This window comes from Vibrio scophthalmi LMG 19158 (assembly GCF_000222585.1).
GTDB classification, from domain to species: domain Bacteria; phylum Pseudomonadota; class Gammaproteobacteria; order Enterobacterales; family Vibrionaceae; genus Vibrio; species Vibrio scophthalmi.
Genome location: NZ_AFWE01000212.1, coordinates 40,926 through 54,597, shown reverse-complemented (window position 1 = coordinate 54,597; position 13,672 = coordinate 40,926). Strand labels below are relative to the sequence as shown.

At 46.4% G+C, this 13,672-nt stretch carries 12 protein-coding genes; 9 read left to right on the top strand and 3 right to left on the bottom strand.

The window, feature by feature from the left end:
* Window positions 1-291: 291 nt before the first annotated feature.
* Entirely contained in the window at window positions 292-1,581 is a 1,290-nt protein-coding gene (locus tag RH88_RS18850; protein WP_005599020.1) for a citrate synthase, read from the bottom strand.
* 395 nt (window positions 1,582-1,976) lie between these two features.
* On the opposite strand from RH88_RS18850, the gene sdhC reads away from it, so the two are divergent.
* The 8 genes from sdhC (at window position 1,977) to sucD (ending at window position 11,605) form a co-directional block, all read left to right on the top strand.
* Window positions 1,977-2,369 carry a succinate dehydrogenase cytochrome b556 subunit gene (gene sdhC / locus RH88_RS18845; protein WP_005599018.1) on the top strand — a complete coding sequence of 131 codons (393 nt, stop codon included), beginning with the start codon at window positions 1,977-1,979 and terminating at the stop codon, window positions 2,367-2,369.
* Window positions 2,363-2,707, top strand: a complete 345-nt coding sequence (gene sdhD / locus RH88_RS18840; protein ID WP_005599016.1) for a succinate dehydrogenase, hydrophobic membrane anchor protein — start codon at window positions 2,363-2,365, stop codon at window positions 2,705-2,707. Before sdhC ends, sdhD begins: the two co-directional genes overlap by 7 nt.
* Window positions 2,708-4,474, top strand: a complete 1,767-nt coding sequence (gene sdhA / locus RH88_RS18835; protein WP_005599014.1) for a succinate dehydrogenase flavoprotein subunit — start codon at window positions 2,708-2,710, stop codon at window positions 4,472-4,474.
* Window positions 4,475-4,487: 13 nt separating this feature from the next.
* The gene (locus RH88_RS18830; RefSeq protein WP_005599012.1) at window positions 4,488-5,198 is read left to right on the top strand and encodes a succinate dehydrogenase iron-sulfur subunit; all 711 of its coding nucleotides are present in this window, start codon (window positions 4,488-4,490) and stop codon (window positions 5,196-5,198) included.
* 98 nt (window positions 5,199-5,296) lie between these two features.
* Entirely contained in the window at window positions 5,297-8,152 is a 2,856-nt protein-coding gene (gene sucA, locus RH88_RS18825) for a 2-oxoglutarate dehydrogenase E1 component (RefSeq protein ID WP_005599010.1), read from the top strand.
* Between the two features lie 11 nt (window positions 8,153-8,163).
* Window positions 8,164-9,369, top strand: a complete 1,206-nt coding sequence (odhB, locus tag RH88_RS18820) for a 2-oxoglutarate dehydrogenase complex dihydrolipoyllysine-residue succinyltransferase (RefSeq protein ID WP_005599009.1) — start codon at window positions 8,164-8,166, stop codon at window positions 9,367-9,369.
* A 197-nt stretch (window positions 9,370-9,566) separates the two neighbouring features.
* Complete coding sequence (sucC, locus tag RH88_RS18815) at window positions 9,567-10,733, top strand: ADP-forming succinate--CoA ligase subunit beta (RefSeq protein ID WP_005599007.1); 1,167 nt, start codon at window positions 9,567-9,569, stop codon at window positions 10,731-10,733.
* Window positions 10,733-11,605 (top strand): succinate--CoA ligase subunit alpha, encoded by an 873-nt coding sequence (sucD, locus tag RH88_RS18810; protein WP_005599004.1) that lies wholly within the window; start codon window positions 10,733-10,735, stop codon window positions 11,603-11,605. The genes sucC and sucD overlap by 1 nt, the downstream gene beginning before the upstream one ends.
* Window positions 11,606-11,734: 129 nt before the next feature.
* Here sucD and RH88_RS18805 read toward each other — a convergent pair whose 3' ends face one another.
* Entirely contained in the window at window positions 11,735-12,016 is a 282-nt protein-coding gene (locus tag RH88_RS18805; protein ID WP_005599003.1) for a hypothetical protein, read from the bottom strand.
* An 845-nt stretch (window positions 12,017-12,861) separates the two neighbouring features.
* Between RH88_RS18805 and RH88_RS18800 the strand changes: the two genes are divergently transcribed.
* Window positions 12,862-13,425, top strand: a complete 564-nt coding sequence (locus RH88_RS18800; RefSeq protein ID WP_005599001.1) for a GNAT family N-acetyltransferase — start codon at window positions 12,862-12,864, stop codon at window positions 13,423-13,425.
* On the opposite strand, the gene RH88_RS18795 is transcribed toward RH88_RS18800, so the two are convergent.
* Window positions 13,373-13,672, bottom strand: a complete 300-nt coding sequence (locus RH88_RS18795; protein WP_005599000.1) for a DUF3301 domain-containing protein — start codon at window positions 13,670-13,672, stop codon at window positions 13,373-13,375. The two genes, RH88_RS18800 and RH88_RS18795, sit on opposite strands and share 53 nt — an antisense overlap.

The following is a 13,672-nucleotide window of genomic DNA, read 5'->3' as shown; positions in this document are numbered from 1 at the left end:
ACCTCACTCTTGAGGATGACGGTTAAGTGTAGGGCTTAAATGGTGTCATTCCCAATAGTGCAATCGGGAATCTCTCGAATCTCGCAGCGAAGCGTTCTTGAGAGCGCAGCTCGTTCTCGATTCTCTGTTCTCTAACCTCAAAGAAGAAAGGGTTGACGCTTTCACGCCAACCCTCACAATTATTCGCTTCTCGCTTCTCGCTTCTCGCTTCTCGCTTCTCGCTTCTCGCTTCTCGCTTCTCGCTTCTCGCTTCTCGCTTCTCGCTTCTCGCTTCTCGCTTCTCGCTTCTCGCTATTCGCGCTCGTGAATTGGTGCAAACTCGCGTTGTGTTTGACCAGTGTAAAGCTGACGAGGGCGACCGATGCGGTTAGCAGGATCACTGTGCATTTCATTCCAGTGTGCGATCCAACCGATGGTACGAGACATCGCGAAGATAACCGTAAACATAGAAACAGGAATACCAATCGCTTTAAGAATGATGCCTGAGTAGAAATCTACGTTCGGGTAAAGTTTCTTCGATACAAAGTATTCATCAGACAGTGCAATTCGCTCAAGCTCCATCGCAACATCGAGCAGTGGATCTTGGATGTTTAGCTCTGTCAGTACTTCATGACACGCTTCACGCATTACTGTTGCACGAGGATCGTAGTTCTTGTAAACACGGTGACCAAAGCCCATCAGACGGAATGGGTCATCTTTGTCTTTCGCGCGTTCCACAAACTCAGGAATGTTATCGACACTGCCGATCTCTTCCAACATCTTCAAGCAAGCTTCGTTTGCGCCACCGTGAGCAGGGCCCCAGAGTGATGCGATACCCGCGGCAATACATGCAAATGGGTTAGCACCAGAAGAACCCGCTAGACGAACGGTCGAGGTGGATGCATTTTGCTCGTGGTCTGCGTGTAGGGTGAAAATTTTATCCATCGCACGTGCAACCACAGGGTTCACTTCGTACTCTTCACATGGGTTAGCAAACATCATGTGTAGGAAGTTTTCTGCGTAGTTAAGGTCATTACGCGGATAGATGAATGGCTGGCCGATTGAGTACTTGTAACACATCGCCGCCAATGTTGGCATTTTAGACAGTAGACGATATGCCGCAATTTCACGGTGAACGTCATTATTGATATCGAGTGAATCGTGGTAGAAGGCCGCAAGTGCACCAACCACACCACACATAACCGCCATTGGGTGTGCATCGCGTCGGAAACCATGGAAGAAGCTAGCGATCTGCTCATGTACCATAGTGTGACGAGTAACGGTTGTTTTGAATTGTTCGTATTGCTCACGAGTAGGGGCTTCACCGTAAAGAAGAATGTAACAAACTTCTAAGTAGTCAGCATTGTTTGCTAACTGATCGATAGGGAAACCGCGGTGCAGTAGGACACCCTTGCCGCCATCGATGTAGGTGATTTGGGATTCACAAGATGCAGTGGCAAGAAAACCTGGGTCAAAGGTAAAGTAGCCATTTGCTCCAAGTTTACGAACATCGATTACTTGAGGACCGATAGTCCCATCCATAATCGGCAGTTCGATTGGCGCAATGCCTTCGACATGAAGGGTCGCTTTCTTATCCGCCATAACAATCTCCTTTGTTTATTATTTAATCCATCCAGGATGTTTATGTGCCATTTTTGTACGTCTCTTCACGTACAAAGTCAATTTTTCTCCTCTGATGTGTGCACTTGTTATTATTTTTTACGCGCATTAAGTTAAAAATCTGGTCTGTGTAGCAAAAATTGTTACATCAATTGTATTAGAATGTTGCCAATCGTATAGTAACGATGTGAAATTTGAGAGAAACCTAATAAATTCAAGGTTCGAAAGTAATTATAGTTTGAAACTTGAGCGCTGTTGTTAACATTGTATTTACAATTAAAGGGTGCTATTTGGCGTTTGCTTGTTAATTTAATGTTAAGTTTTGTTCGGTTCAGCTCTTAATTTCTTTAATAACTATAAATGCTCTAGTGAGCTGAGTGAGCAAGCCCGTGAAAGAAAGAAAGTCAAGACCAGTAAACCTAGACTTGCAAACCATGCACTTTCCGATCACTGCTATCGCATCCATCGTCCATCGTGTGGCGGGTGTGATTACATTTGTAGCAGTCGGTATCCTGCTGTGGTTGCTGTCTCTATCTCTATCCTCTCCTGTAGGATTTATGCAAGCGGCTGACCTGATTGATGGTTGGTTCGTTACATTTATTCTGTGGGGAATCCTAACCGCTTTAGCTTACCACATCGTGGGTGGTGTTCGTCATTTGCTGATGGACATGGGCTATTTTGAAGAACTCGACACTGGCGCGTTAAGCGCGAAAGTCTCTTTTGCTGTGACTGGTGTGTTGTCGTTACTTGCGGGGATTTTGGTATGGTAAAACACGTTTCATCCTTCGGTCGTAATGGTGTACACGATTTCCTATTGATTCGTGTGACGGCCATTCTTATGACCTTATACACGATCTATTTGGTGAGCTTTTGTGCGTTCACCGATATCTCTTACGCTTCTTGGACCCAGTTTTTCGCGGGAACCTTCACCAAAGCCTTTACCATGGTGACGCTTACTTGCGTATTAATCCATGCGTGGATAGGCCTCTGGCAAGTTCTGACTGACTATATCAAATGCACCAAATTGCGTGGTGGATTGCAAGTTGGTGTTGTTGCGTTGCTATTAGGTTACTTCTTCTCTGGTCTGTTTATTTTGTGGGGTGCGTAAGTGTCTATTCCAGTTCGTGAATTCGATGCCGTAGTAATCGGCGCAGGTGGTGCGGGCATGCGTGCTGCACTGCAAATCTCTGAGCAGGGCCTTTCATGTGCGCTGCTGTCTAAAGTTTTCCCAACCCGTTCTCATACGGTATCTGCTCAAGGTGGTATTACGGTTGCGTTAGGTAATGCGCACGAAGACCATTGGGAACAGCATATGTACGATACCGTAAAAGGTTCTGATTATATCGGTGACCAAGACGCGATCGAATACATGTGTAAAAACGGTCCTGAATCGGTGATTGAACTTGAGAAGATGGGCCTACCTTTTTCTCGTTTTGATAACGGTACAATCTATCAACGTCCGTTTGGTGGTCAGTCGAAGAACTTTGGTGGTGAACAAGCCGCTCGAACCGCTGCGGCGGCTGACCGTACAGGTCATGCGTTATTGCATACTTTGTACCAACAAAATATCAAACATAAAACGACCGTATTTTCAGAATGGTATGCGCTCGATTTAGTCAAAAATGAAGACGGCGCCATTCTCGGTTGTACCGCACTTTGCATGGAAACGGGTGAAGTGTGCTATTTCAAATCTAAAGCAACGATTCTGGCCACAGGTGGTGCTGGGCGTATTTACGCATCAACCACTAATGCGCACATCAACACTGGTGATGGTGTTGGTATGGCAATTCGTGCTGGCGTACCGATGCAAGATATTGAAATGTGGCAGTTCCACCCAACCGGTATCGCTGGCGCAGGTGTACTAGTAACGGAAGGTTGTCGTGGTGAAGGTGGTTACCTTCTTAATAAAGACGGCGAACGTTTCATGGAGCGTTATGCACCTAATGCTAAAGACTTAGCTGGTCGTGACGTGGTTGCTCGTTCAATGATGATTGAAATTCGTGAAGGTCGTGGTTGTGATGGCCCATGGGGTCCACACATTAAACTGAAGCTGGATCACTTGGGTAAAGAAACATTGGAATCGCGTCTGCCTGGCGTATGTGAGTTGTCACGTACCTTCGCCCACGTTGATCCGGTGAAAGAACCAATTCCTGTGATACCAACTTGTCACTACATGATGGGCGGCGTGCCAACACAGGTGTCTGGTCAAGCGATTAAGCAAGACGATGCCGGTAATGACGTTGAAATCCCAGGTCTATTTGCTTGTGGTGAAATTGCTTCTGTATCGGTACACGGCGCTAACCGTTTAGGCGGCAACTCATTGCTTGACCTTGTGGTATTTGGTCGCGCGACGGGTCTACACCTTGGTGAAGTGCTGGATAAGCAAGCAGAGGCGAAACCTGCAACGGATGCGGATATTGAGCGTTCACTTGAGCGTTACAATCGTTGGGAAAACAGTACCGACGGTGAAGACCCTGCTCAAATTCGTAAAGACCTACAGCAGTGCATGCAAAACAACTTCTCGGTATTCCGTGAAGGCGATGCAATGGCCAAAGGTCTTGAAGAGCTAAAAGTGATCCGTGAGCGTCTGAAAAATGCACACCTTGCCGATAAGTCGACAGAATTTAACACTCAACGTATCGAGTGCCTTGAGTTGGAAAACTTAATGGAAACGGCTTACGCGACTGCGGTGGCTGCAAATTTCCGTACGGAAAGTCGTGGCGCTCATGCTCGCTTTGATTTCCCTGATAGGGATGATGAGCAATGGCTATGTCATTCGATTTACAACCCTGAGACAGAAGCAATGTCGAAGCGTGGTGTGAATATGGAGCCTGTTCATCGTGAAGCTTTCCCGCCGAAAGCTCGTACATACTAAGGGAGGATAGATGATGAAAATGAACTTCTCTTTGTATCGTTACAATCCAGATGTTGACGATAAGCCGTACATGAAAGACTACATTCTTGAGGTAGAAGAAGGCTCAGACATGATGCTTTTGGATGCGCTGATTCTACTCAAAGAACAAGATCCAACCATTTCGTTCCGTCGCTCATGTCGTGAAGGTGTGTGTGGTTCCGATGGTTTGAATATGAACGGAAAAAATGGTCTTGCTTGTATTACGCCATTATCTGCGCTTGCCGGAGATAAGATAGTGATTCGTCCGCTTCCTGGCCTACCTGTGGTTCGTGACCTGATTGTTGATATGACTCAGTTCTACGATAACTACGCGAAAGTTAAGCCATTCTTGCAGACCGAAGGGGCCCTACCACCATCGCGTGAGAATTTACAAACACCCGATGAGCGTGCCCATCTTGATGGTTTATATGAGTGCATCATGTGTGCATGTTGTACCACTTCGTGCCCATCTTTCTGGTGGAATCCGGATAAATTTATTGGCCCAGCTGGCTTATTAGCGGCGTACCGTTGGCTAATTGATAGTCGTGATACTGCAACAGATGAGAGATTGTCCGATCTCGACGACGCTTTTAGTGTTTTTCGTTGCCATGGCATAATGAATTGTGTAAGTGTTTGTCCTAAGGGATTAAATCCGACCAAAGCAATTGGCCATATCAAGACGATGCTGGTCAATCGCTCAGTGTAAATAGAGATAAGATTGCCGCTGTTCATTGTTGAACAGCGGCTTATTACAAGCTCGGGATAGACCGCAGCAAACGTGAAAACTACTGGTTAAGGGAAAATATGCACAACGGCGTGATGAAGGCATGGCTCGAGTCTTCACACTTGGCTGGCGCCAATGCAACGTATGTAGAGGATCTCTACGAACTGTATCTAAGTGATCCCGATCTGGTAAGTGAGGAGTGGATTCGTGTATTTGATGGGCTGCCTAAGCCTGATCAGGATGTAGTTGAACAACCGCATTCACGTGTCCGTGATTACTTCCGTCGACTCGCTCAAGAAACAAAGCATTACAATGTCCAAGTTAGTGACCCCGATGTCGATGCTAAACAAGTTAAAGTACTCCAGCTGATCAATGCGTACCGTTTCCGCGGCCATGAAGCAGCTGAACTCGATCCCCTCGGTCTATGGAACCGCCCTCCGGTGGTTGAACTAGATCCTTCGTTCCACAATCTCACCGAAGACGACTTAGAAGAAAGTTTCAACGTAGGTTCGTTCGCCATTGGTCAAGAGACCATGCGATTGAAAGATATTCTTGCTGCGTTGAAAAAAATCTACTGTGGTTCTATCGGTGCAGAATACATGCACATCATCGACACCGAACAGAAACGTTGGATCCAACAACGTCTTGAGCCGGTGGTTGGTGAGCCTCAATTTACCTCTGAGGAAATGCGAGACTTCTTGGACGAGCTAACTGCCGCTGAAGGTCTTGAGCGTTACTTAGGTGCCAAATTCCCAGGCGCGAAGCGTTTCTCATTGGAAGGTGGCGATGCCATGATCCCAATGATGAAAGAGCTGATCCGTCATGCGGGTAAAAGTGGCATGCGTGAGGTTGTGATTGGCATGGCTCACCGTGGTCGCCTTAATATGCTGGTCAACGTTTTGGGTAAAAAGCCTCAAGATTTGTTTGATGAGTTCGCGGGCAAGCATGGTGAATCGTGGGGTACTGGTGATGTGAAATATCACCAAGGTTTCTCGGCAGATTTTGCTACGCCGGGCGGCGATGTCCACTTAGCACTGGCATTTAACCCTTCTCACCTTGAGATCGTGAACCCAGTTGTTATGGGCTCGGTGCGCGCGCGTCAAGATCGTCTTGGCGATAAAGATGGCAGCACAGTATTACCGATTACCATTCACGGTGACTCAGCGATTGCGGGCCAAGGTGTTGTGGCAGAAACCTTCAATATGTCGCAAGCGCGCGGCTATCGAGTTGGTGGCACGGTACGAGTCGTGGTCAACAACCAAGTTGGTTTTACCACCTCTAACCCACGCGATATGCGTTCAACCATGTACTGTACTGACATTGCGAAAATGGTACAGGCACCGATCTTCCACGTTAATGCTGATGATCCTGAAGCGGTGGCGTTCGTGACTCGAATTGCGCTTGATTACCGTAATGAGTTTAAGCGTGACGTAGTGATTGATTTGGTTTGTTACCGTCGCCATGGTCACAACGAAGCGGATGAGCCAAATGCGACTCAGCCGTTGATGTACCAAAAAATTAAGAAGCACCCAACCCCACGTAAACTATACGCTGACGTGTTGATCGAACGCGGTGATTATGACATTGAAACGGCAACGCAAATGGTCAACGAGTACCGTGATGCGCTAGACCGCGGTGAAGTTGTAGTTAAAGAGTGGCGTCCGATGGCGTTGCACTCTGTCGATTGGTCTCCGTACCTTGGTCATGAGTGGGATACGCAGTGGGATAGTCAATATGGCAGAGAGCGTCTAGTTGAGCTTGGCCATCGCCTATGTCAGGTGCCAGAAAGTCATAAGTTACAGAGCCGCGTAAATAAGCTCTATAACGATCGTATTGCCATGATGAGTGGTGAGAAAGCAGTTGACTGGGGCATGGCTGAAACATTGGCTTACGCAACCCTTGTTGATGATGGCAAGCGTATTCGAATTTCGGGGCAAGATGCCGGCCGTGGCACCTTCTTCCACCGTCACTCGGTACTGCATAATCAAACCGATGCGAGCACCTATATCCCATTGGCTAACGTGCATGATAAACAAGGTCCATTCCAAGTAATCGACTCGGTGTTGTCAGAAGAAGCGGTATTGGCTTTTGAATATGGCTATGCGACAGCCGAACCAGGTGGTTTAACCATTTGGGAAGCGCAGTTTGGTGATTTCGCCAATGGTGCTCAGGTGGTGATTGACCAGTTTATCTCATCAGGTGAACAGAAATGGGCACGTTTATGTGGCCTTACTATGTTGTTACCACACGGCTATGAAGGTCAAGGTCCTGAACACTCATCGGCACGTTTAGAGCGCTATCTACAACTGTGTGCTGAACAAAATATGCAGGTGGTCGTTCCTTCGACTCCGGCTCAGGTTTATCACATGATTCGCCGCCAGGTTGTACGCCCAATGCGTCGTCCTCTGATTGTGATGTCGCCTAAGTCCTTGTTGCGTCACCCATTGTGTACCTCAAGCTTAGATGATTTATCGGAAGGTACCTTCTTGCCAGCCATCCCTGAAATTGATCAGATGGATGCGAGCAAAGTAAAACGCGTGGTGTTCTGTTCTGGTAAGGTTTATTTCGATCTACTTGAACAGCGTCGTAAGGATGAACAGCAAGATGTTGCGATTGTCCGTATTGAGCAGCTTTATCCATTCCCACTGGAAGAAGTGAAAGCGGCGATAGAAGCGTATACCAACGTAGAAGATTTTGTTTGGTGTCAGGAAGAGCCACAAAACCAAGGTGCTTGGTATTGTAGCCAACATAACTTCCGTGCGGCGATCCCGGCAGGAACTGACCTAAAATACGCAGGTCGTCCGGCTTCAGCATCACCAGCGGTCGGCTATATGTCGGTTCACTTGAAACAACAAAAAGCGTTGGTTGAAGATGCTCTGACTATTGGTGCAAACACCTCAGATTCTAAAACCTCGAATAAAGAACTAGAAGTATAAGGAAGATAGAAATGACAATTGAAATTCTGGTTCCAGATTTACCTGAATCAGTCGCTGACGCAACCGTTGCTACTTGGCACAAACAACCGGGCGATATCATTGCTCGTGATGACGTCTTAGTTGATATCGAAACGGATAAGGTTGTGCTTGAAGTCCCTGCACCAGAAGCGGGCATACTTGAAGCCATTATTGAAGTTGAAGGTGCAACGGTGCTGTCGAAGCAGTTAATTGCCAAGATCAAACCGGGTGCGGTAGCGGGAGAGCCAACAACCGATACCACTGAAGAATCGCAAGCGTCACCAGATAAGCGCCACAAAGCCTCTCTAACTGAAGAGAACAATGACGCACTAAGCCCTGCAGTTCGTCGCTTGTTAGCAGAACATGGTCTTGAAGCGAGCCAAGTAAAAGGCACGGGTGTGGGTGGTCGTATCACTCGTGAAGATGTTGATGCTCACCTTGCTAATGCAAAAGCGGCGCCTGCAACTCAAGCCGAGATTGCACCCGCTCCAGCGACGGCGCGTAGTCAAAAACGAGTGCCAATGACTCGTCTACGTAAGACGGTTGCAAACCGTCTGCTTGAAGCGAAAAACAGCACGGCAATGCTTACCACGTTTAACGAAGTGAACATGAAACCAATCATGGACTTGCGTGCACAATATAAAGATCAGTTCGAAAAACGTCATGGTATTCGATTGGGCTTTATGTCGTTCTATGTAAAAGCGGTAACGGAAGCGCTAAAACGCTACCCAGAAGTGAATGCATCGATCGATGGTGAAGATATCGTTTACCACAACTACTTCGATATCAGCATGGCAGTATCTACACCACGCGGCCTAGTGACACCAGTCCTTAAAGATTGTGACACATTAGGCTTTGCTGATGTTGAAAAAGGCATTAAAGAGCTCGCAATCAAAGGCCGTGACGGTAAGTTAACGGTTGATGAATTGATGGGTGGTAACTTCACCATCACCAATGGTGGTGTGTTTGGTTCACTGATGTCGACGCCAATCATCAACCCGCCACAATCGGCTATTTTGGGTATGCATAAGATCCAAGATCGTCCAATGGCCGTGGATGGTAAAGTTGAAATCTTGCCAATGATGTATTTGGCATTGTCTTATGACCACCGTTTAATCGATGGCCGTGAGTCAGTGGGTTTCCTTGTGACAATAAAAGAGTTACTTGAAGATCCAGCACGTCTCTTATTAGACGTTTAATATCGCTGAAACGTCGAGTTATCGCCGATAGCTCGACGCATAAAGTGGCAGAGGCTAGACTCGCTCAACGGTCCGGCCTTCATTTGAATCGTATTGCGATTGATTTGAGAAGACCCTACAGACGTAAAAGCAGTACTCAAACTGTGACGTTATGGAAATTATAAATCCCTTAAGGGAATAATAAACGGAATATCAAAATGAATTTGCATGAATACCAAGCCAAACAGCTGTTTGCAGAATTCGGTTTGCCTGTGCCAGAAGGCTATGCTTGTGATACCCCGCAAGAAGCATTCGAAGCGGCAGGCCGTATTAGTACTGAGAAGAAAGTCGTTAAATGTCAGGTTCACGCTGGTGGCCGCGGTAAAGCGGGTGGTGTTGAATTACATGATACGAAAGATGGCGTAAAAGAATTTGCGCAAAAGTGGCTAGGCAAAAACCTAGTAACTTACCAGACTGACGCCAATGGTCAGCCGGTATCGAAAATCCTAGTAGAAGAAGCCTCAAGCATTGCTAATGAGCTTTATCTAGGCGCGGTTGTTGACCGTTCGACTCAACGTATTGTATTCATGGCTTCAACTGAAGGTGGCGTGGAAATTGAAAAAGTAGCGGAAGAAACGCCGGAACTGATTCACAAAGCGGCTATCGATCCACTGGTTGGCCCTCAGGCATATCAAGGCCGTGAGCTGGCATTTAAACTGGGCCTTAAAGGCGACCAAATTAAGCAATTCGTGAAGATCTTCATTGGTCTTGGCGAGATGTTCGCGCAATACGATCTTGCGCTACTTGAGATTAACCCTCTGGTGATTACTGGCGACGACAACTTGTTGTGTCTCGATGGTAAAATCAATATTGATTCAAATGCACTCTACCGTCAGCCAAAACTGCGTGAAATGCACGATCCTTCGCAAGAAGATGAGCGTGAAGCACATGCGGCTCAATGGGAGCTAAACTACGTCGCACTGGATGGCAATATCGGCTGTATGGTGAATGGTGCAGGTCTTGCGATGGGAACGATGGACATCGTTAACTTGCACGGTGGTCAGCCAGCGAACTTCCTTGATGTTGGTGGCGGCGCAACAAAAGAGCGCGTAACAGAAGCTTTTAAGATCATCCTTTCTGACAGCAATGTGAAAGCGGTGTTCGTTAATATCTTTGGCGGTATTGTTCGTTGTGACCTAATTGCCGAAGGCATTATTGGCGCAGTTGAAGAAGTTGGTGTTGAAGTGCCAGTGGTTGTGCGCCTAGAAGGTAACAATGCACCACTTGGTTCGCAAAAATTGGCTGAAAGTGGCCTAAACATCATTGCTGCAAATTCTCTATCAGAAGCTGCAGAAAAAGTCGTAGCGGCAGCGGAGGGCAAATAATGTCAGTACTAATTAACAAAGATACCAAGGTTATTTGTCAAGGTTTCACGGGTGGTCAGGGGACTTTCCACTCTGAGCAAGCAATTGCTTACGGCACAAAAATGGTTGGCGGTGTGTCACCAGGTAAAGGTGGTCAAATGCACCTTGGCCTACCGGTATTCAATACTGTGCGTGATGCGGTTGAAGTAACGGGTGCAACCGCATCGGTTATCTATGTGCCAGCGCCATTTTGTAAAGATGCCATTCTTGAAGCTATCGATGCTGGTATTAAGCTGATTGTCACGATCACAGAAGGTATTCCAACGCTTGATCTGCTGGATGTAAAAGTACGTCTTGATGAAGCAGGTGTAGTGATGATCGGTCCAAACTGTCCGGGTGTGATCACGCCAGACGAATGTAAGATCGGCATTATGCCAGGTCACATTCATAAGAAAGGTAAAGTCGGTATCGTATCTCGTTCGGGTACCTTGACTTACGAAGCGGTTAAGCAAACCACAGACGAAGGCTTTGGCCAATCGACGTGTGTGGGTATTGGTGGTGACCCAATTCCAGGTTCAAACTTTATCGATATCTTGAAACTGTTCCAAGCAGACCCTGAAACTGAAGCGATCGTGATGATCGGTGAAATCGGTGGTACAGCGGAAGAAGAAGCGGCGGCATTTATCAAAGATAACGTCACTAAACCCGTTGTGTCATACATCGCAGGCGTGACAGCGCCTCCGGGTAAACGTATGGGCCATGCTGGAGCCATCATCTCTGGTGGTAAAGGTACGGCAGAAGATAAGTTTGCTGCGCTTGAAGAAGCGGGTGTTAAAACGGTGAAGTCGTTGGCTGATATCGGCAAAGCACTACGCGAGATTACCGGTTGGTAATAGGTGACGGTTAACCAAACGACAAAGGCTCAGCATTGCTGAGCCTTTCTTTTTTAAGACGGTAGAGAATTGAGAATTGAGAATTGAGAATTGAGAATTGAGAATTGAGAATTGAGAGGGAGGCCTTTCTTAACCTAACTTCGCTTCTAACTGGGCAAGCCGTTGCTGCAATTCGAGTACTTGTGCTTCTAATTGAGTGATGCGGTCCGATTCCGGTTTTTTCTCTGCGGCAACCTCAATTTTTGGCACGCGATTGCTGCTCTTCCAACTTTTTATTGTGCTGATGAGTGCAGGCATCGGCACTGATGTTTTAAGGCGTGCTTTAACCAATGCGACGGTCGGCTCTTTGCCTTCCGCAATTAAGGTCGTAATAATTTGCTCAAGTTCTAAGCTGACATCTTTGGTAAGCATGGCGTTTCCTTTTTAGCGCTCTAACATCATTGTTGGATTTATTGGCATCATACTAACTTGCGTTGAAATTGGCGAATGGAAAAATAGGAAATCGCCTGTGCGAGATCTCTCACAAGCATTGTAGGAAAAAGAACTGACTGCATGAAGATGTTAGGATATTAAAATAGTTAACCCTATGACTTATAAGGCTTTGCGTGTTTGTTGTTCAGTGTCGAATTCTGTAAGTGTGATTGGGTGCAATTGTTTCTGCTTAGGATTCGCGTAAATTAACCCTTGTCGAATGGAGTTTGGCAAGAAATAGAACCACTAAGGATGTGGTGATCTTCAGGATGAAGGTTTTAAGTTCGCACGGAGTGATGAACTTAGCATGGAGCAAGGACTGTAGAAGGATCTCACTGCGCTAAAGGTATAGCGTAGGCACGGAATGCATAGGACATCTCTAGGATAGAGAAAGGACAGCATTAGGATGATGCAAGGGACACCGCTCAGGGATCAAGTGAAGTGCGCTAACGGGGATTGGTTAGCTAATAGGAATTAAAGGACACCGCTAGGACAGCGATGAACGGATATTACTGAAGGATTCAGTAGCTATTAAGGATGATGCATGGAGCATCTATAGTGGCTGGATTGCTGCGAGTGAGACTATAGCCCCGATACTCACGTGTCGGGGCTTTTCTTATTACCAAAAATAAATCTAACAACGTCAATTCTAATCATAATAAGAACCCAACCTAGCTTCATGAAAGTGTACGGTATAGAGGTTCGGCTAAATAAATTCGGCTTAGGCTCTTTCTTTACGGATAGGGTATTTATTACAAAGATTGTTTATTAAGCAAGGAAGTGTTGTGACTATAGTAACTCGCCGAGTGTTATTAGTGCCTTATAACGAGTCGTTACAGTCGGATTTTCTGGTCCTAAATTGTTGTGCAAAAAATCGTGCACAAATGAATGGGCCACATACCGTTGCTACCGCTAAACTGCTATTCCAAAATATCCTCAATGATGAAACCTTATATGCCCGAGCGGTACTTGATGGTCGTACACGTGATTACGTGGGGCATATTTTTATCAGCCATCTCGATAGTAAGCCAGAGCTTGGGTATATTTTCGATAAAGCGTATTGGGGGCAAGGTATTGCCTATGAAGCGCTTAGAGCATTTTTTACCAAAGCGGTAAGAGATTTACGCTTACAGCAAATTAACGCGACCTCAAAGGTTGGTCACGTAGCCTCAATTCGCTTATTAGAAAAGTTAGGTTTTGAATTAATAGGCCAAAAATGCGATGACTTTGGCCCGTATAATCAGTACCGATTTATCTCGGATGACTTTCGTTCTGATGATTATCTAGCTGATGACGCTACATTCGGTGAGGGGGCAGATAAAATTTTGCGACCCGAAACCCTTGCATAATGAGTTCGCCTTGGTAGCAGTCATCACCCAGTGCTGAAAACTCAAATTGATAGATACTATGCCAACGCCAGACTCCGTCTGGCGTTTTGACTTTATGCGTTTTTAATGCAGTGCTGATTAGTTGTAATTCTAGCTGTTCACATTTACGTTGAATCGCGATTTTGGCTAATTCAGATTGGCGACGTTGCTGCCAGAAAAGCATACAGAGGAAGCATAACGCTAAAATGGCCAATAGATCAGAAATCAT

Coding starts and splice junctions, on each gene's coding strand:
- RH88_RS18850 (WP_005599020.1), bottom strand. CDS start 1,581: ATGGCGGATAAGAAAGCGACCCTTCATGTCGAAGGCATTGCGCCAATC.
- sdhD (WP_005599016.1), top strand. CDS start 2,363: ATGGTAAAACACGTTTCATCCTTCGGTCGTAATGGTGTACACGATTTC.
- RH88_RS18830 (WP_005599012.1), top strand. CDS start 4,488: ATGAAAATGAACTTCTCTTTGTATCGTTACAATCCAGATGTTGACGAT.
- sucA (WP_005599010.1), top strand. CDS start 5,297: ATGCACAACGGCGTGATGAAGGCATGGCTCGAGTCTTCACACTTGGCT.
- odhB (WP_005599009.1), top strand. CDS start 8,164: ATGACAATTGAAATTCTGGTTCCAGATTTACCTGAATCAGTCGCTGAC.
- sucC (WP_005599007.1), top strand. CDS start 9,567: ATGAATTTGCATGAATACCAAGCCAAACAGCTGTTTGCAGAATTCGGT.
- sucD (WP_005599004.1), top strand. CDS start 10,733: ATGTCAGTACTAATTAACAAAGATACCAAGGTTATTTGTCAAGGTTTC.
- RH88_RS18805 (WP_005599003.1), bottom strand. CDS start 12,016: ATGCTTACCAAAGATGTCAGCTTAGAACTTGAGCAAATTATTACGACC.
- RH88_RS18795 (WP_005599000.1), bottom strand. CDS start 13,672: ATGATTTCTGATCTATTGGCCATTTTAGCGTTATGCTTCCTCTGTATG.